This window comes from Paenibacillus massiliensis 2301065 = DSM 16942 (assembly GCF_000377505.1).
GTDB lineage: Bacteria > Bacillota > Bacilli > Paenibacillales > Paenibacillaceae > Paenibacillus > Paenibacillus massiliensis.
Window position 1 is genome coordinate 49,073 of the sequence record NZ_KB898204.1, and the last position, 18,323, is coordinate 67,395.

Annotated in this window: 16 protein-coding genes and 1 pseudogene; 2 read left to right on the plus strand and 15 right to left on the minus strand. The window is 47.8% G+C overall.

Translation table 11 applies throughout. The features are described from left to right. Positions 1-41: 41 nt before the first annotated feature. From D328_RS0125665 to D328_RS0125690, 6 genes are all read right to left on the minus strand, one after another. Positions 42-1,412, minus strand: coding sequence for a preATP grasp domain-containing protein (locus D328_RS0125665; RefSeq protein ID WP_018887915.1), 1,371 nt, complete (start codon positions 1,410-1,412; stop codon positions 42-44). 45 nt (positions 1,413-1,457) lie between these two features. After that, a complete protein-coding gene (locus D328_RS0125670) occupies positions 1,458-2,651 on the minus strand; it encodes a radical SAM/SPASM domain-containing protein (RefSeq protein ID WP_018887916.1) in 1,194 nt (397 codons plus the stop codon). A 49-nt stretch (positions 2,652-2,700) separates the two neighbouring features. Beyond that, positions 2,701-2,979: a phosphopantetheine-binding protein gene (locus tag D328_RS0125675; protein ID WP_018887917.1), complete on the minus strand. Its 279-nt coding sequence runs from the start codon at positions 2,977-2,979 to the stop codon at positions 2,701-2,703. A 286-nt stretch (positions 2,980-3,265) separates the two neighbouring features. Next, on the minus strand, positions 3,266-4,501 hold the full coding sequence (gene cntE / locus D328_RS0125680) for a staphylopine family metallophore export MFS transporter CntE (RefSeq protein ID WP_018887918.1): 1,236 nt from the start codon (positions 4,499-4,501) through the stop codon (positions 3,266-3,268). 27 nt (positions 4,502-4,528) lie between these two features. Then, positions 4,529-5,056: a hypothetical protein gene (locus D328_RS0125685; protein WP_018887919.1), complete on the minus strand. Its 528-nt coding sequence runs from the start codon at positions 5,054-5,056 to the stop codon at positions 4,529-4,531. Positions 5,057-5,368: 312 nt separating this feature from the next. Next, positions 5,369-6,301, minus strand: coding sequence for a GNAT family N-acetyltransferase (locus tag D328_RS0125690; protein ID WP_018887920.1), 933 nt, complete (start codon positions 6,299-6,301; stop codon positions 5,369-5,371). A 127-nt stretch (positions 6,302-6,428) separates the two neighbouring features. Between D328_RS0125690 and D328_RS29835 the strand changes: the two are divergent. Further along, positions 6,429-6,806: pseudogene (locus D328_RS29835) on the plus strand (LysE family transporter); the annotation flags it as partial. Positions 6,807-7,043: 237 nt separating this feature from the next. Here the strand turns inward: D328_RS29835 and D328_RS0125700 are convergent. The 9 genes from D328_RS0125700 to D328_RS0125740 all read right to left on the minus strand — a co-directional run bounded on the left by D328_RS0125700 (position 7,044) and on the right by D328_RS0125740 (position 15,533). Beyond that, positions 7,044-7,802: an SDR family NAD(P)-dependent oxidoreductase gene (locus tag D328_RS0125700; protein ID WP_018887922.1), complete on the minus strand. Its 759-nt coding sequence runs from the start codon at positions 7,800-7,802 to the stop codon at positions 7,044-7,046. 35 nt (positions 7,803-7,837) lie between these two features. After that, positions 7,838-8,797 carry a transketolase family protein gene (locus D328_RS0125705; RefSeq protein ID WP_018887923.1) on the minus strand — a complete coding sequence of 320 codons (960 nt, stop codon included), beginning with the start codon at positions 8,795-8,797 and terminating at the stop codon, positions 7,838-7,840. Then, positions 8,794-9,627: a transketolase gene (locus D328_RS0125710; protein WP_018887924.1), complete on the minus strand. Its 834-nt coding sequence runs from the start codon at positions 9,625-9,627 to the stop codon at positions 8,794-8,796. The genes D328_RS0125705 and D328_RS0125710 overlap by 4 nt, the downstream gene beginning before the upstream one ends. 156 nt (positions 9,628-9,783) lie before the next feature. Further along, the gene (locus D328_RS0125715; protein WP_018887925.1) at positions 9,784-11,124 is read right to left on the minus strand and encodes an MFS transporter; all 1,341 of its coding nucleotides are present in this window, start codon (positions 11,122-11,124) and stop codon (positions 9,784-9,786) included. A 302-nt stretch (positions 11,125-11,426) separates the two neighbouring features. Further along, complete coding sequence (locus D328_RS0125720) at positions 11,427-12,140, minus strand: FadR/GntR family transcriptional regulator (RefSeq protein WP_018887926.1); 714 nt, start codon at positions 12,138-12,140, stop codon at positions 11,427-11,429. A 212-nt stretch (positions 12,141-12,352) separates the two neighbouring features. Continuing rightward, entirely contained in the window at positions 12,353-13,036 is a 684-nt protein-coding gene (locus D328_RS0125725) for a metal-dependent hydrolase (protein WP_018887927.1), read from the minus strand. Between the two features lie 51 nt (positions 13,037-13,087). Next, the gene (locus D328_RS0125730) at positions 13,088-14,308 is read right to left on the minus strand and encodes a multidrug effflux MFS transporter (protein WP_018887928.1); all 1,221 of its coding nucleotides are present in this window, start codon (positions 14,306-14,308) and stop codon (positions 13,088-13,090) included. Between the two features lie 174 nt (positions 14,309-14,482). Further along, positions 14,483-15,118 carry an FMN-dependent NADH-azoreductase gene (locus tag D328_RS0125735; RefSeq protein ID WP_018887929.1) on the minus strand — a complete coding sequence of 212 codons (636 nt, stop codon included), beginning with the start codon at positions 15,116-15,118 and terminating at the stop codon, positions 14,483-14,485. Positions 15,119-15,149: 31 nt separating this feature from the next. Further along, the gene (locus tag D328_RS0125740) at positions 15,150-15,533 is read right to left on the minus strand and encodes a tautomerase family protein (RefSeq protein WP_018887930.1); all 384 of its coding nucleotides are present in this window, start codon (positions 15,531-15,533) and stop codon (positions 15,150-15,152) included. Between the two features lie 177 nt (positions 15,534-15,710). Here D328_RS0125740 and D328_RS0125745 point away from each other — a divergent pair, with 177 nt between their 5' ends. After that, positions 15,711-18,308, plus strand: coding sequence for a helix-turn-helix domain-containing protein (locus D328_RS0125745; RefSeq protein WP_018887931.1), 2,598 nt, complete (start codon positions 15,711-15,713; stop codon positions 18,306-18,308). Positions 18,309-18,323: the final 15 nt, after the last annotated feature.

Here is an 18,323-nt window from a genome sequence, read left to right on the forward strand (position 1 = left end):
TAAGCTAGAGCGTCCAAGCTAGACTATCTATTCCATGCCTTTCATGAGTTAAGGGCTTGAACTTGCTGCTCAGCGGCGAACAACAGCTCCAGCCGGCGCGCGTAGTCCTCAGCCTCCTCCCAGCTGTCCGTGATAATCAGAGCAAAAATACGGTTGATGAATCCCTGTTTTAGACGGGCTGGAGAAAGGGTACCTGCGGTATACACCATTACCCCTTCCCGGTGCTCAGGCCCGTACAGCAGCCTATTCTCCCGAAGCAGTGCGCACAAGGATTCATACGTTAGCGGCTCGTCAGAGACAACCCGGTAATAGCGGGACAAAAACTTACGTTCTCCAAGCACAGCGGATACAAACGAAATATAGGTCGATAGTGTAAACCTGCCGTTAATTTCGATGACCGGAAAGAGCAGACCGTCCTCATCCACAAAACCGTCAATGGATGCAATCCCGAAATAACCGGCAGCACACAAGGAGGAACCGAGCAGTTCCGCATAGCTGAGGATCTGCTCCTCCAGCCCCTTCCCTAGCTCGGCAGGCATACGGGAGCCGGTATATACGGTTCCGGCAAGCTGCTGCACTTTTAGCGAGAACATGGTCACTTCGCCTTCAGGGCTAATATAAATCTGATAATTCAAATCCAGCTGTTTCCCATACCACCGTTCCACCAGCCAGCCACCTGCAAGTGAATTGCGACCGGCAAAGCGCTTCATTACATTAAGAATGGTATTCAGCCGGGACAGGTCCTCAACAAGAAACATGCCTTTGCCGGAGGCTCCGTGCGGCTGCTTGATAATAAAACGAACGGGACCTGTCGCTGCTGCCGCAATGCGGTCGCACGCTTCCTGAACCTCCGTTTCATTCCTACATACAGCACCTTCAGTCACCGGAAAGCCGAGATGCTCGGCTAGGCGGCGGCTGAAAATCTTGTCATTCACACGAGCACACAGCTCCGCATCCGCTCCGAGCAAGGTCAGGGAGCCACGTTCCGCAACCTCCTCCTCCTTCCACGTGACAGCATATGGCACCAGATAAGCGCCGCCTGCTTCCTCTGATGCGGTTCGCAGCCGCTGCAGCAGTTCTTCATCGGCAAGCACCAGTTCAGTAATGGGCGTCAGCGGGTCAGAAGGCTCCGGCACCTCAATCCGAGGAATGTCGAATCCTATGTGCTGTAGCATTTTCAGAAAATGAGGCTGTGGCTGCTCTCTCAGCACGATAATATCCTGGCTGCGACATAGCAGCAGATTCATTTCCTCCATCCGGTTCACGACAATCTGCTCCGCCGGGTCAGCAACGGCCCGTGAACCAGGATGCCATATTTCCTCAGCGCCAATATTGAACAGCCACACGAATACATGCCGATCGCGGTCTGTGGAGAGCGCCGTCAGCAAATTCACATCCAAAGCAATATCCATCTCTGCATCTCCTTTTAAAAGCTGCTCTACCGGTTCGGCTACTGCTCAAATATATTTCAGTGAACCGGCTCCATGAAGATAAAGCACGCTGCATTTGGAGCATACAGGAGTCAGCCCCTTTTCGTTGATGATAGAGCGGGTCATTTCATATTTGTCGGATTCCCAGATTTCCTTCAGAGTGTTCTCCTGTAGGCTTCCGATTGTGAACTCGCTGAAAAACTTGCAGGGCATGACCTTTCCATCAGGCAAAATGTCTGTGCGTGAATTCAGGGCAAGACAGCGCGAGGAGCAGCGACTGACCAATTCCTCGCCATGAATGAATTTGTCGATCTCCTCGAAGTCGAGACCTGGCTGATAACGAACCCGGATATTCCATACGCGCTCATTGATACGACGGAGCTCCTGCATGAGGGGATCGATGCGGTCCGGATTGATTTTGTACTTAAAGGCATGCCAACTACTGATATTGTTTTCTTCAAGCTCGCGTAGCCAGGAGAAGTTGCGGGAAAAATAGTCGTCCATTTTGAGTGAGGTTTCTTTGGAGATATACCATGGGAAAGTAAGCAGAACGAGATCCAGCTTCATGGTCTCGAACATTTCGAGGAATTCGAACATACGTCCGATCATGTTGTCATTAATGACTGCATGCACGGTTACTCTACCTTTATACAAGCCTTGGTCACGAAGCTCGATCAGCCGCTGCATCTGTGCCATCGTTTTTTTGAAGGTACCTTTTCCGCGGATCAGATCATGCTCGCGCTCGAAGCCTTCGACGGCGATCAGCAGCTCCAGATTGTCGGACAATTCCAGAATTCGATCGAGGTGCTTGTCGATTAGCAGACCGTTTGTGCAGAACGTCATCTCCCGTCGGTCCTCGGCCAGCACGTCCAAAATTTCATCAAAACGGCGGTGGAACATCGGTTCCCCACCCCACATATACAAACGGGATTTGACCTCCTGTGTCTCCTGTAAAATTTGTCTGAGCAACGCAGGGTCCAAATCCATATTCTGTTCTTCCTTGTCCATCTGATGGTGGTAGCCTTCCTCGTTCCATTCAAAGCAGTGTGTGCAGCGGAGATTACAGCGGTTGGTCAGCTTGATGCCGATTGTATGGGGCATGTCCGTTCTAAAGGCTGGGTCCTTGACAGAGTTACGGTAGGAAACCGAAGCATTTTTCAAATTTCTTTTAATCAGCTTGAACGCCTTTTCATCAATCAATACATGGCTTTTCGGCTGCATCGTTATGCACCTCGCTATCGTTTTGATAGAGCTTTAGCGCGTCATGACGTCATATTGTCCCGATTTCCGTTGTCTCCGTCAATCCAGAGTGTTCCTTCATTTGCCGGATATAATCGCAGAAAGCATCAATGGAGCTTAAGTATTCCAGTTCAAAATTGTCAAAATCGACTTCCACGTCAAATTCATCTTCAATCTTCAGCATAAAATGCACCAATTGCAGGGAATCCAGGCCTGCGTCATGAATAATATCCGAGGTGCCATCCAGCTTCCCGGGGAGTTCGTGGTCTTCCTTCACTTCACTAATCATGCGGATTACTTGGCTCTGCATTTCAATTCCTCCTCCTTTTCTTGGGCGGCCAGATGGCCGGAAAGCGAGGGGCGGGGCGCAGGCGAGCTTCTCTGGATGATCCACCCGGCAAGTCATAGGACCCTTCTAATCCCATACATGGAATTATATACAATTATAAACCCTTCCAAAGGGCATTCGTCAATAGTGTAAATTGTAATAATTTACTTTCGTAATCTTTACATTATAAAAATCAAAAAAACCGTTTCCGTTGGAATTCCGGGAAACGGTTATTGCATACAATGCTTGGATTTCAAAAGCTACCGACCTATACCCTGGCCCCTTCCCCCATCCGCTTCCTGTAGCCCACGATCGGAATTACAGCGAGTAGAGACAGCAACGTACAGACCATGAACATTGTCGAATATGAGCTGAACTGCACAATCATGCCCATCGCGAACCCGCCAAGCGCAAAGCCCAGATCGTACGAGGACATGAAGATTCCCATCATGACATATCTCGACTCTGCCGGCAGCACAAAGGACAGATACGTTGTTAATGTCGGATACAGCAGCGCAAGGGCGAATCCACTGAATATAGCGGACAAGTATACGAACGGTCCAAGCCACTCCAGCAGCACCAGCAGTTGGGTTCCCACCGCAGCAGAGAGCAGCAGACCGCCCATAAGCCAAGGGCTCCAGCTACCGTCTGACGGGATTTTTTTACGCAGCATGAACCTGCACAGGATGACCACCAGTCCTTGAACGGCCAAGAACAGACCGACACTTCCCGTGCCCGAAGATATCATATATAGGGGTAAAAATGTAGCTGTCGCTCCAAAGACACATGAAGCACAGAGCATAATCAGTGTACTCACCAGTAAGGGAATACTACGCCAGAGCCCACTCAGGGAACGAAGCATATCCTTTAGCGTATACGATGCATTCTGTACTGTGCTTCGCGGCAAATCCAGATTATACCCGAACAGCAGTGGTAGTGCAGCCAGTCCACATAGCAGGAGTACATACCACATGTGGTGGGCCTGCTCCCAAATCTGAATAGCGAGTACAGGAACGATAAGCGAAGGAACCATCGTGAACAAGGTGTACATCGACAGGCCCTGGGCACGATCCTTGTCCTGCAGCTTCTCCATAATACCTGCTTGCATGGTCATCGAAAAAAAGGCTGTAGCTACGCCCTGTAGCGCCCGAAGCCATAGATAGCTCTCCGCCCCGGCGATCATGAACAGCAGCAGCGTAATGGCGTGTAGCAGCAATAGCCCCTTCATGACACGAAGCGGGCCATATCTCCCTAAGAGCTGTCCCGCAAAAGGCCGCAGCAGCATGCATGTGAACATATACGAGCCCATCATCAAGCCAATCTCGGCCTCACTGAGGCCAGCAGCTTCACTGCGTAGCGGAAGAATGATGGTTAATGCCGAATTCGCGGCAAAGAATAGAAATGCTAATATATAGAAACGAATGAACGAGAAGGATAACGGATCTAATTTTACGTTGTTACTTTCGGATTGTGCCAAAGCCTGTTTCCCTACTTTCCAATACATTTATCCCGTTCGCCTCACTGATCAGCCTTAATTCCTGACGCGCGAAAAGCCCGTAAACATCAGACAGACTACAAAGGCCACGGTAGTAACTACTATACCAAATATGAAGCCTATAGCACTCATAAATGTATCTTCACCTGGATAAGCAGGCGCCAGCGTAACGAGCCCATACATACACAGCAAGGCCAGTAACAAATAAAAACTTCCCCCAACCATCCCCATCTTAAGACGGTCACTCCGATCACCCTGCCACGCTTTGCCTAGAATAGACCACAAGTAGACACTAAGGAGAACCGCCAATAGCATGATTACCATATGTACATAGGGAATTAGGAAAAGTGTGGTTATATAGAGTGCAAGCAACGTGCCGCCAAATAACACCGTATTGAGCATGAATAAGAATAGCCCTCCTAGCCAATGGTTCCGATACCACTTAGCCTTGCTTAATTGCTGCAGTATGACATGATTTTCAATTCGTAGAGCTCCTATGATGGATCTTCTGAACAAGATAAGCAGGATCATGCATAGCAGACCAATAGACAGCAGTATAGACATTTCCCTACGCCCTCCGTCTTTTATAGTATCGCGTATTTACCACATTCTACTAGTTACTTGCCGTTATCGATATGATAACGAAGGATGGGCACTCGATAAAGAGAAATTATCCTCTGGAGAATTTCTTATTTTACAAAAAGAAAAGGGGAAGAATGAGCTACTTCGCTTCATTCCTCCCTCCTTTATATCACTTGCGATACAATTCTCGACAGTACTCTTAATTAGATAACGCATTTCGCGGTGACCCTATTAAATCAAACCTGCACCTCACACCTAAGGAGCTGGAGCCGCCTTCAATCATTCATATAAAACTTATGAAAGCGGAAATAGCTTCTCGTAAATGCTGATCTCGTGGTCTGGTCTCATGCCCACCTTCTCATAGAGGCGATATGCACCTGAGGGATTGGCGGCATCGACGCCAAGCGAAATATGTGGCTGCCCTGCCCTATAGGAACTCTCGAATACAGCATGCAGCAACAGCTGTGCTAGTCCGCGTCCACGGTACTGTCGCCGTACACCAATCTGCTCAATGAAGAGCATATCCTCACGCATCCGGCACAGGGCAAAGCCAGCCACGGTATTTGTCGAATCCCAAGCTACCATCCACCATTGCTCGTCGAATGTAGGAAGCTGCGTCTTCTCTTTCCATTTCTCGAAGGCAGGCACGGTGAAGTCCCAATGATCGGCAAACGATTCGACATAGGCCTCATAGACAGACTGCTCATCCTGTCCTTTCACAAAAGACTTGATCGTGAAGCCTTCCAGTGGAATGACTAGGGGTGGTGCCTCGTTCCAACGTATTGCCATTCGCTTGAAATAGCGGACCGGAACGAAGCCCTTAGACTTCAGTAAATCGTTGGCATCCTCACATAAGGTGGGAATCATGCTTTGCAGCCGTTTCGTTATTCCAGAAGCTTCACGAAGCTCATCAGCACGTGCCTCCAGCGCAGAGATCAACGCAGAACCAACACCGTAGCCCCGTGCCGCGGGAAGCACGCACCCGTAGCTGAACAGCTTCTCTTCACTGTCCTCCTCCAAAAATGCGTAACCGATCAATGTGGAGTCTGCATCCGCCACGACCCACACATTATTGTTGAGATCGAAGCCAGACCACATGTCCAGAACATCATCTAGCACGATATCAGGTGCCCCCAGATCCTCCGTGTCACAGGCAGCTACAAGATCACAGACAGCCTGAGCGTCAGACATGACAGGGCGGCGAAGGTAGTAAGCTTTTTTCGTCATAGCAGTTATCTCCTTTCCTTCATGAAACATCCATTCTTGTTGTTATAATTATACTCCACCTCGCTCCCTGTTTGGAGTGGTTATGGATACAGTAACAAGCCCTTTCCGCTAGCTAGCCATAAAAATTTCTATCAAAAATGCTGATAAAGACATCACCCCGGCAGATGAACGAACGAATAAATCATTTTGGAGTACATACCGGAATGGACTGCTAGTGGCTGTTTCCCCGGGTAATCTGATTTTTTGGGTGTCCGTGTTCGGTGCTGTCCTGACCGATTCCTATAGCGCAGGCAATAAAGGAAGCTTTGCCATCGCTGCCAGCGGTGTGCTAGGCGGCATTCTCATTCATGACATCGGCTTGCTGACCATCGTGTCGATCACAAGAAAAGTCATGAGCCGCAAAATGATTCAGATCGTTTCTATTATTGCAGGCATTCTTCTGCTGGAATTTGCGCTCTATTTTGTATACGAGTTCGTAATCGCCCTTCTACCCTATATTCAATAATGAGAACGGAACATAAGTCACACGTAGTTCTTATGGAGTCTTATGGAATACATATGGAGCGAAGATGTTATACATCAATTTCAAATGCATTCTACATAAAGATCATACGTCAAAAAGGAGCTCCCCAATAAGGAGCTCCTTTCTATTATATTTATAGCTGAGCCTGCACTCCAGACATCCCTCCGTGCACCTGTATGCTTGCATGTCAGGATGCCTGTTCCTGCTTGTGACCTACTATTAATCCATGTGCGAACCACCATTGATGTCAATCTCTTCGCCGGTAATATACGAGGATTCCTCAGAAGCCAGAAATGCGATAGCTGCGGCAATCTCCTCCGTCTCACCAGGACGTCCCATCGGGATGCCTGCAATAACACCATCAGCCACTTCTTTATCGAGCGACTTCCAGATATCCGTATTCACCAGACCAGGCGCAACGGAGTTAACGGTGATCCCGTCCGCTGCCACTTCACGCGCCAGATTCTTGGAGAAGCCCAATACAGCCGCCTTGGATGCAGAATAATGTGCACCCCCGAATACGCCCCCACCACGCTTTGCAGAGACTGAAGAGAGATTGACGATTCGACCATATCCCTGCTTCTTCATAGGCTCAAGTACAGCCTGCGTGCACAGGAACAGTCCGAACATGTTGACGTTAAATACCCGTGTCACATCCTCAAGCGTCATCTCTGCAACGGTTGCCTTTTGAGAAATGCCAGCATTGTTGACCAGAATGTCTATTCTTCCATACGCCTCCAACACTTGTGCCACCATAGCCTTTGTAGACTCTTCACTGGTCACATTCAGTTCAACCCCGATTGCATCCCCGCCTGCTGCCTTAATAGCATCCACCGTCTCCTGAATACCTTCCTGATTGATATCAGCGATGCATAGCTTCGCTCCTTGCTTGGCCAGAGTCAGTGCAATCGTGCGTCCGATTCCTCTTTTGGAGCCACTTCCAGTTACAATAGCTACGCGATTGGTTAGTTCAAACATGGTTTAAACACTCCTTTGATCAATTTATATATAGGTTAGTTTCGTTTGAGCATGGTACGAGCTGTATTAACGATATTCTCAATAGTAATTCCATTAAGCTCCAGCAGTTGTTCGTATGGTGCCGACTCCCCAAATTTATCCTGGATTCCGATTCTGCGAAGAACTGCTCCACCTTCCTCGGCTACTACCTCGCTGACAGCACTACCGAGGCCATTGAGAATGTTATGATCCTCAACGGTAATGATGTGCCCGGTGCTCAGACACTCTACGACAGCTTCCCGATCCAGCGGCTTCAGCGTATGCATATCGAGCAAGGTAACGAAGATTCCCTCCTGCTCCAATTGCTCGGCTGCTTGTATGGCCAGATAGACGGTATCACCATTGGCGATGATGGCAAGATCCTTGCCTTGCTTCAGCTTCTTGGCCTTACCGATCTGGAATTCCTCATTCTCGTCGTAGATTACAGGAATCGCATCACGAGTGAAACGGAGATAGACTGGGCCGTAATGCTCGGCAGCTTGAGCCACCAGCTTACGGGTAGAGTAATAATCGGAGCCCATAATAACCGTCATATTAGGAATGGTACGGAGCACGCCCATATCCTCAATAGCCTGATGACTGCCTCCATCATTCGCAGGTGTCAGCCCTCCATGCGAGCATGCAATTTTCACATTCAGGTTAGGATAGCAGACTTCTTGGCGGATCTGTTCTGCCATACGAAGCGAGCCAAACACCGCATAGGTACTAATGAAGGGGATTTTGCCGGTAGTGGCGAGACCCGCAGACAGGCCAGCCGCATTCTGCTCGGCGATGCCCACATTAACATGTTGGTCCGGGAGCTGCTTGGCGAACTCCGTAGTCTTACAGGACTTACCGATATCAATATCCACGACGTAGATATTTTTATTGCTCTTACCCAGCTCCACAATTTCATGACCGAAGGCTTCACGAGTTGCAATTTTCTTCACTACTGCTGTATTCTCTTGTACACTCATTTTTTCAAACCTCCCGCAATTTCTTCTAGTGCCTGCAAATACTCTGCTTCCTTGGGCGCAACTCCGTGCCAGCCACACACATCTTCCATGAACGATACACCCTTGCCCTTAATCGTATTGCACACGATGCAGATAGGCTTGTTCTTCAGCTCACGCACCTCATCCAACGTATCCACAATCTGCTGCATGTCATGACCGTCGATGCGTCTCGTTTCAAAGCCGAAGGCCTTGAACTTAAGCTCCAGATCCAGATTAGGCATAATTTCATCACATGTACCGTCAATCTGCAGATTGTTGTCGTCGACAAAGACGATCAGATTATCAAGCTGATACTTATTCGCGGTCTGAGCTGCCTCCCATATTTGTCCTTCCTGACATTCTCCATCGCCCAATATTGCAAATACCCGATAGTCCTTGTTGTCCCGTTTGCCTGCTAAAGCCATGCCTACAGCACAGGACAGACCTTGACCGAGCGAGCCTGTTGAAATGTCAATGCCAGGGCACTTTTTCATATCAGGATGGCCTTGAAATGGAGAGCCGTATTGCCGGAGTGTATGAATGGTCTCCATCGGAACGTAACCTCGATGCGCCAGTGCAGCATATTGAATGGGACAAACATGTCCTTTGGAGAGTACAAAACGGTCACGATCTTCCCATTTCGGATTCTCTGGATCGATATTCATTTCTCTGAAATAAAGGGCTGTTACAAAATCAGCGGCAGACAGCGACCCGCCAGGATGTCCTGATTGTGCTTTATAAATCATCGTTAGAGCTGTCTGTCTAAGCTCAGCGGCTTTCTGTTCAAGCTCATGGACGCTGATATTTGTCATTTGGCTCACCTCAACATGAATTTTTAATCTCAATAGCTGTTTGTTATCTTATAATCTTGTTAACTTGTATCCTAAGTTATTGTAAATAAAAAACGAGTATTTGTGAATGGCGTATATACCCGTTTTGTTAATAGTCTTCGTTGCGCAGCAGCTCTGTCATTTGCCAATCGGCTCCAACGGAGGGTTGCTATCCACGGTCATCGTCTTGCTTTTTCCAGATTGCTTTACAAGCAGCACGATAATGGTGACACTAATAAGCATACTAATCCCCAAGGTTACCATACCCAGATTATGCGAGCCCGTCATGTCATTCATGAAGCCTACGAAATATGGACCGAAAAATCCACCAAGATTACCAATACTATTAATCAATGCGATGGCTCCCCCAGCGGCGACGCCTGTCAGAAATGATGGCGGGATGGCCCAGAATGGCGAGTAAGCACCAAAAGCTCCACAAAGACTGATGGTCAATAATACGAAAGCTCCGACCAGACTGAATTCTGCTACAAAGACACTGACAATCATAGCTACAGCACTTACAGTCAAGCAGCACGCCACATGGTATTTTCTCTCATTCGTTCTGTCCGAGTTCTTACCCACCAGATACATAACCACCATGGCACACAAGTACATTAATCCGAGCAGCCAGCCGATGCTCTGCAAGGTCAGCCCGGTCGTCTGCGTCAGACCTCTGGAAATGGTGGGCAGAAACATATTAATTCCATAGTAACCGAACATCCAGAAGAAATACCCCACAGCCAGAATCAGTACATCCCGATCACGCAATACTTCCATAAACGTGGGCTTCTTTACTTTTTGCTTTTCCAGAGCTTCCTTTTTAGTAACCTCAAGCAGCCAGTTCTTCTCACTGCTCGTCAGCCATGTTGCCTCCTCAATCCGGTCTGTAAGATAGAAGTAGCACACAACCCCAAGAATCAATGCTGGAATCGCTTCCAAAATGAATAACCACTGCCACCCCGCAAGTCCCATCCAATCAATCTGCAGCAGGAAGGTCGAGATCGGAGAACCGATAGCGTTCGCTGCCGGAATTGCAATCATGAACCCTGCAATCGCCTTGGCATGGTGCTTAGTCTGATAGAAACCGCTCAAGTAATGCACCATACAAGGATAAAAGCTTGCTTCAGCTACACCCAGTAAGAAACGAACAATGTAGAACTGGATTGGCGTCTGAATGAATGCCATAATAATCGCTATAATTCCCCATGAAATCATAATACGGCTAATCCACCGTCTTGCACCAATCTTCGCCATCATAGCACTTCCGGGTACCTCTAACAGGAAATATCCCAGGAAGAACACCCCTGCACCAAATCCATATACCGCCTCGGAAAAGCCAAGATGCTCATTCATGCTCAGAGCGGCAAACCCAATATTAACACGATCCAGAATAGATATTGTAAAACAAAGGAACAAGAAAGGAATAAGCCGCAAGGTAACTTTACGGACTGTAGATTTCTCCAGTTGCTGCAGATCCATATGAAATCCTCCCAAAAGATGATGCACTGCTTCATGTCATAATTTTAAAACGCTTTCAACACGATTGATAAAAAAAGTGACTTATGAAAGTATTTCCTGAATCGAAATATTTCATCATGAGATTAAGCGCTTCCAACACCTCCTGAAAAATTGGTTCACTTGATAACTTGTATACCAAGTGAACTTGTGACTTGAGTATAATAGCATACTTTTTAAATGTCAACTGTTGTTTGCTATAATAATTGTCACATAAAATAAGAATCCCCTGCACCTATCAACGGGCAGAGGATTCCTGGTATAAATTAATCTTTCCAATAGCGATTATACAGATGCTGCATATGCTCAGACATAAGCTTGGACGCCTTGTCTGCCTGCTTGTTCTCTATTGCATGAATAATGCCCTTGTGCTCACTGAAGTTCGTGTCTCTATAATCAGGCCGGGTCACGGTTCGATCACGAATGAATTTCCACATTTCCTGCTGCTTCATCGCTTGCGTGATGACAGTCATGAACTGAATGAACACATCATTATGGGAAGCCTTGGCAATCCCCATGTGCAGCTTCTCATCCGTCTCAGGCACATAGCTGCCTGTTCGGGTCTCGGCTTCCATCTGATCGATCGTATTGCGCAGAAGCTCGACGTCTTCATCCGTTGCTCTTTGAGCTGCAAATTTGGCGATAAGTGGCTCTATGCTCATTCTAGCTTCCACAATATCCTCCGGGGTTATGGAATCAATGAAGGAGGCATCCTCCGTTAACGATTCCGTAGACATACTCGTATTCTTGACATATACGCCCTCTCCTTGACGAGAGTAGATGTATCCTTTCATTTCAAGAGCACTAAGGGCCTGCCGGATCGGTGCTCTGCTAACTCCGAACTGCGCACACAGCTCCCGTTCGGTTGGTAGTCTGTCACCAATCTGAAACGCTCCACTTTGGATCTGTGACAGAATCTGATCATATATCTGTATATAGAGCTTGTTACTGGATACACGATTGAACTGAATGGAACTCACCTCCGTATTTCTACTTTCCTCGATACCACAGCATCTGCAACGTTAATAATTCCATTATATAAATTACTAATTTGTTAGACAACATGATATATTATAACTCACTTTACCCCTAAGACAAAATTAACCAACTTATCAAAACCTTGATACCAGATGATCTGCTACCTTTCAATCTAAAGATAAGGAGCCATCTCTAATGAGACGGCTCCTTATCTTTAGATTGATATTTGTTCCCCTGGTTTCAATGCAACTCCGACGCCTTCTGGCAAAAGCGAAACAAACTTGTTGGGGTCCTGTTCAATAAAAGGGAACGTATTGTAGTGGATCGGCACTACCTGCTTGGCCTGAAGCCATTCAGCCGCCAGTGCAGCATCCTCTGGTCCCATCGTATGGTTGTCCCCAATCGGAAGGAAGGCCACATCAATGCTCTGGCGTGCTCCAATCACATTCATGTCGTAGAACAACCCTGTATCTCCTGCATGGTAAATGGTCTTATTCTCCGCAGTGAACAGAATCCCCGTAGGCATGCCGGTGTAGACAATCGTTTTCGTCTTCTGGTTAACATAGCTGGAGCTATGAAAGGCTTGAGTCAGCTTCACTTTTCCAAAAGCAAACGTATAAGCGCCCCCAATGCTCATAGCATGGGTCCTCACCCCTTCCCAACTGAGCACATCCGCAAGCTCTGCCGAGGCAATGACCAGCGAATTATTTCTCTTTGCTATTTCTACTGTGTCTCCTACATGATCTCCGTGCCCATGAGTCAAAATAATAACATCCGCCTCCACAGTGGCTGCATCCAGATCTGTAGCAGAATTGCCCCTCAAGAAAGGGTCAATAAGTATAGTTTTTCCGTTCGTCTGGATGCGAACAACGGAATGTCCATGATATGAAATATTCATTTTAAATCCTCCTGTACTCATTGTCTTTCAAAGAATGATGAATTTCTTTTCTTAAGCGCTTTGCTTCGAATTCGCTCGTACAAATACGATATAGCATACGAACGCGGCCAGATTAGCTGCAGCAATGACAATCCCCATCGGGATGGCAGAGTGCCCTCCCCCAATGCCAGTTAACGGAGCAGCAAGACCGCCCAGAATAAAGGAAATCAAGCCTAACAGCGCTGAGGCGCTCCCTGCCGCGGCACCGTAATTTTGCATGGCTAGCGAGAATCCCGTTGTTGTAACGATTCCTACGCTCGCTACTACAAAGAATAAGGGGACTAGAACGGCATAAAGTCCTCCACCACTAATCAGGATGACGAACAGCAGAACACCGCTAAGGCAGGCCAGCATAATTCCGCTTATGAACAATCGTCGCTCGCTAACTCTGCTGGATAATCTGCCTGTAATTTGCCCAGCCACAATTAGACCAATCCCGTTCACGGCAAAAATGAAACTAAATGCCTGAGGGGATGCCCCAAAAATATCCTGAATAACAAACGTTGATCCCGATATATAGGCAAACATTGCAGCAAGGACAAACCCCTGAGCTAGAGCATATCCTATAAACATTTTGTCCTTTAACAAATTACCAAAGGTAAGGAGCGTAGCTTTCAGATTGCCTTCCGTTCTTCTCTCCACGGGCAAGGTCTCCTGCAGCTTATAGACAACCGCAAAAAACAAGACTAGACCAGCTATACACAATGCAAAGAAGACTCCTTGCCATGAGGACACACGCAATAGCTGTCCTCCAGCAATGGGAGCAAAAATAGGACCAGCCCCGTTTATCAGCATTAGCAGGGAGAAGAACCTCGTTAGTTCAGAGCCAGAAAAAAGATCCCTGGTCATCGCTCGGGACACGACAACTCCTACACTTCCAGCTAAGCCCTGAATGAATCGCAGTAGAATAAACGTCCAAATGGAACCGCTAAAAGCACAGCATATAGAAGCAATCACATACAAAAGCAAACCAAACATCAAAGGCTTGCGCCGGCCATAAATGTCGCTCAGAGGACCCGCAAACAATTGTCCCAACGAAAGTCCCAGCATACAAGCTGTCAAGCTAAGCTGAGCCATGGACGCTGAGGTATGCATATCTCTCGTTAGCTCCGGCAAGGCTGGTAGATACATATCCAAAGAAAATGGAGCAATTGCAGCCAAGGCTCCCAGTACTACTGCAATGCCCAGACGCTGCTTAGCGGTCAGCGTAGCTCCCAAAAAGCTTTCTTTCATTTCCGCTATCCTCTCTTATAGATCTCTCCTATTTAGCGCTCCATTCATCGCCCCCGTGCATACCTATAAAAACTCTCAGGATATACTGAGAGTTTTATAGGTACTACGGTTATGAAGAAGCTTGCTTGTAACGGTTAGGAGAATGATTTTATGGCAATTCAGTACACGTGTTTATTAAAAAGCTTTGGCTGCCTCACGCGCTTTTTCTATCGCTTCAGCTTTGATTTGTGGAGCGCGATCTCCTGCGGTGGATATTCCTTCTATGAACAAGCTTTCGAACTCGGTGACACCGACAAAGTTCAGAACCGTCTTCAGATGGCTGCTTCCATGCTCGCGATCCTGCACTGGACCTTCGGAGTACACACCTCCAGTTGCTTGAATATGGAACGCCTTTTTGTTGCTCAGCAGACCCACTGGTCCATTCTCCGTATATTTGAAGGTCTTGGCACGAACACAGAAGGAGTCGATGTAGGCCTTCATCACTGGAGGGTAGGAGAAATTCCACATTGGGTTAACGAAGACATACTTATCGGCCGTCATGAACTGCTCAAGCAATTGGTTCAGTTGAGTTATCTTTTCTTGCTGGGCAGCAGTCAGTTGATCGAATGGAGCTCCAGCTTGAAGTTGTCCCCATGCTCCCCATACGTCTGCATCAATCTGCGGAATCGTCAATTGATACAGGTCTACGTGTTCCACCGTGTCCCCTGGATGATTTTCTTTGTAGGCTTGTACAAATTGCTCCCCTACAGCAAGGCTATAGGATTGATTGGGATTTCCTGGATGGGCAGTAATATACAGAACTTTTGACATGGTCGTAACTTACTCTCTTATTTTGAATTTTTTACAGAATGAATGGCGCAGCTCCATTACCGTAAGACCAGTTATCCTTGGTAACTTCAACTAAATTGATGAACACATCTTCGGTACGAATTTGGCATTGCTGATGGAGCTGCTCCGCCAAGGCTTCATAAAATTCTTTTTTCACATCGGACGTTCTTCCCGCATTCAGGACAATCTGGACAATGAGGAATCCATCGCTTCTCTCGATATCCAGACAGTTCGGATCATAACTGAAATTCTCCCGGTCATATTCCTCTATAAGTACAAAACGGTCACTCGCTGGTACATGCAGCTTATCAACGACCGTCTGGGAGACCACTTCCTTAATCTGTGCTTTTACCTCACTCGAACGACCTGCTAGCATGGAAATACGTGTCAAAGGCATGTCGTGCACCTCCTTATTGGATTTGTGTGTTGATATGGTATAGCTTATCTGATAGAATCCTGAACACGAATGTATATGAGTTCGTATTTGTTCGTGCAAGGCACAGCATAGGATATGCAATCTGGCTGCCGGACATTGAAATGCTGTGACCATAACTAATAGATTTCAGGTGATACAATGGATGACCAGAAATTCTCCAAAGAGTGGCCTCATGAACTGATCAAAAAATTCCGATCCAGACCCGTCCGAGAGGACGCACGAAAAAAAATGCGCCAAGTGGACTTGGCAGCTCAGGTGGGCGTTGACCCCCGAACCGTTCAGCAATGGGAAAATGGTGATCGCATACCAAGCATCGGCAGTCTGAAGCGATTGATTCAAGTGTTTCTGGAGGAAGGACATTTGCTGGAAGGAGCCCAGCAGAAGGAAGCTAGCGAGCTATGGCTTGCAGTCAAACGATTGTCGGAGGCCCGTTCCACCACACACCGTGAATTCCCCGACTTTGATGAGGATTGGTTCGACACGATCATGAGTCCCGCCGACGTGGCTGTTTCCAGCACGAACGCGACAGCGTCAGATTCTGGTCAGGCAGGACATCATCCAGTGCGTAGACAGGGGGATCAAGTAGCCTACTCCTCCAAGCCACAAGGCAATATACCTGGCTCTCTTTCTCTCTTCATTGGACGACGTGAAGCAACGACCGAGATTAGGGAATTGCTGCGAGAGCACTCCCTCGTCTCCCTCCTGGGTCCTGGAGGTATTGGCAAGACATCGCTTGCCATACAGGTGGCTGCACAGCTTACCGAGGTGTATCCAGACGGTATTTGGCTGTTCGAGCTGGGCTCCGTAGGTGACCCTGATCTTGTAAGTCAGTTCCTGTTGTCGACCCTGGGCTTGCAGAATCAGCCAGCGCAAAGTGACATAGGATCACTTGTGAGCTTTGTATCTGACCAAAAGCAATTGTTCATATTTGATAATTGTGAGCACCTCATTAATGCAAGCAGCGCCTTGGCGGAAGCTCTTCTATCAGCTGCACCATCCTTAAGCATTCTCGTCACGAGCCGAGAAGCTCTGAACATCCATGGTGAATATATGTACCGGGTTCAACCCCTAACAACGCCACATCTGGCGGATGCTGTGGAGGAGTTGCCTGCGGAGGACATTCAACAATATGAAGCGGTGCAGCTGTTTTTGGCAAAGGCCCGAACCGTCACTCCCCATTTTCAACCAACTATGCAATCCTTGCTGCTCATTTGCGAAATTTGCAAACGATTGGAAGGCATTCCTCTAGCCATTGAGCTTGCTGTGGCGCGAATGAATGTATTGACTCTGGAACAAATCGTTGAGCGTCTTTCCAGTCTGCTCACGTTATTGACTGCTGGAAGGAGAACGGCAACCCACCGCCAACAAACGCTAAAATCGACGATCGACTGGAGCTATACTTTGCTCACGGCCAAGGAGCAGCTTCTCTTACAGCGGCTAAGCATCTTCTCGGGAGGCTTTACTTTGGATGCCGCTGAGTCGGTGTGCAGCTGTGAACCAGGAGCCGTTAATCGCCCGGATAATATTACAGAGCTAGAACTGCTAGATCTATTATCCAGTCTCGTGAATAAATCACTGGTAGGTATCGATCCAAGCCATGACCATAATTCCATGCGCTACTCCCTGCTGGAATCCATTAAGGAATATGCTGCAGAGCGACTGCTTGAGGCATCCGCTGACCAGGGCAGACATCTCCTGTCGGAGCGATATGCCCGGTATTACAGCTGCTATCTGATGAGTGCCGAGGCTAAATTCCGTACCCATGAACGAGATGCCTGTCTACAGGATGTCCGACGCGAATATGCAAATGTAAGTAATGTGCTACAGTGGGCTTATCATCATCAGGTAGTCCGGCCCATCGGCATTCAGATGGCATCCGCATTATACTGGTTCTGGCTCCACGAAGGCACCTGGAATCAAGGGTTGCTGTGGTTGGGGCGTTTTCTGGACGATATCCATATGGAGGAGCCTATCGACGAGGAACAGGTCCATGCTGATACCACCAAAGCACTACACGGACAAGGGGTTATTCTCTTCGTCTCTGGAAGACTGGAACAGGCGAGAGCTTCGGCAGGCACCAGTGTGACATTCGCGCGCAGGCTGAATCATGCGGGACTACTTGCCTCCTCGCTACGACTGATGGGATTCATCCATATGAGTCTCGAACAGTTGAAGGAAGCCAGGGATTTTGTCCAAGAAAGCGTAAATATCTCCAGACAAGCCCACGATCTCTGGAATCTGGGAGGCTCATTGCATGCGTGGGGTAAGCTTGAGCTCCTACAAAATCAGTACAGTGAAGCTGTCCTGTTATTTCAAGAAAGCATCCAATGCTTTGAACAGATACAGGATAAATGGGAGTTGTCGGGTCCTTACGAAGGCTTTGGCTACTCCGCATTGAAGCTTGGACAAGTGGAGCAAGCTATAGAATATTTCAAGAAAAGTGTGGCCATCAGCCATATCTATAAGGGAACCTGGGTACTATCGCGAAGTATCGAAGGGCTGGCAATTGCCTTGTGCGCCCAGCAAGCCTATCCAGATACCGTTGTTCTTCTGAGTGCTGCCGAGAAATACCGCGAGGCCTCTGGTGGGTCTACATCTCCAAATTATCCTGTAGAGTACCGACACGCATTTCATATGGCACAGAATGCTCTTGAAGAGCAGGAGTGGCAGGACATATGGAACAAGGGCAAGTCCTTAACCAAGGATCAGATCATCGCTTTTGCACTGGAGACATAGTTCCAACTAGTCAGT

Coding starts and splice junctions, on each gene's coding strand:
- D328_RS0125740 (WP_018887930.1), bottom strand. CDS start 15,533: ATGCCTTTGACACGTATTTCCATGCTAGCAGGTCGTTCGAGTGAGGTA.
- D328_RS0125675 (WP_018887917.1), bottom strand. CDS start 2,979: ATGCAGAGCCAAGTAATCCGCATGATTAGTGAAGTGAAGGAAGACCAC.
- D328_RS0125745 (WP_018887931.1), top strand. CDS start 15,711: ATGGATGACCAGAAATTCTCCAAAGAGTGGCCTCATGAACTGATCAAA.
- D328_RS0125685 (WP_018887919.1), bottom strand. CDS start 5,056: ATGTCTATACTGCTGTCTATTGGTCTGCTATGCATGATCCTGCTTATC.
- D328_RS0125690 (WP_018887920.1), bottom strand. CDS start 6,301: ATGACGAAAAAAGCTTACTACCTTCGCCGCCCTGTCATGTCTGACGCT.
- D328_RS0125710 (WP_018887924.1), bottom strand. CDS start 9,627: ATGACAAATATCAGCGTCCATGAGCTTGAACAGAAAGCCGCTGAGCTT.
- D328_RS0125715 (WP_018887925.1), bottom strand. CDS start 11,124: ATGGATCTGCAGCAACTGGAGAAATCTACAGTCCGTAAAGTTACCTTG.
- cntE (WP_018887918.1), bottom strand. CDS start 4,501: ATGTATTGGAAAGTAGGGAAACAGGCTTTGGCACAATCCGAAAGTAAC.
- D328_RS0125670 (WP_018887916.1), bottom strand. CDS start 2,651: ATGCAGCCGAAAAGCCATGTATTGATTGATGAAAAGGCGTTCAAGCTG.
- D328_RS0125725 (WP_018887927.1), bottom strand. CDS start 13,036: ATGAATATTTCATATCATGGACATTCCGTTGTTCGCATCCAGACGAAC.
- D328_RS0125735 (WP_018887929.1), bottom strand. CDS start 15,118: ATGTCAAAAGTTCTGTATATTACTGCCCATCCAGGAAATCCCAATCAA.
- D328_RS0125730 (WP_018887928.1), bottom strand. CDS start 14,308: ATGAAAGAAAGCTTTTTGGGAGCTACGCTGACCGCTAAGCAGCGTCTG.
- D328_RS0125705 (WP_018887923.1), bottom strand. CDS start 8,797: ATGAGTGTACAAGAGAATACAGCAGTAGTGAAGAAAATTGCAACTCGT.
- D328_RS0125665 (WP_018887915.1), bottom strand. CDS start 1,412: ATGGATATTGCTTTGGATGTGAATTTGCTGACGGCGCTCTCCACAGAC.
- D328_RS0125700 (WP_018887922.1), bottom strand. CDS start 7,802: ATGTTTGAACTAACCAATCGCGTAGCTATTGTAACTGGAAGTGGCTCC.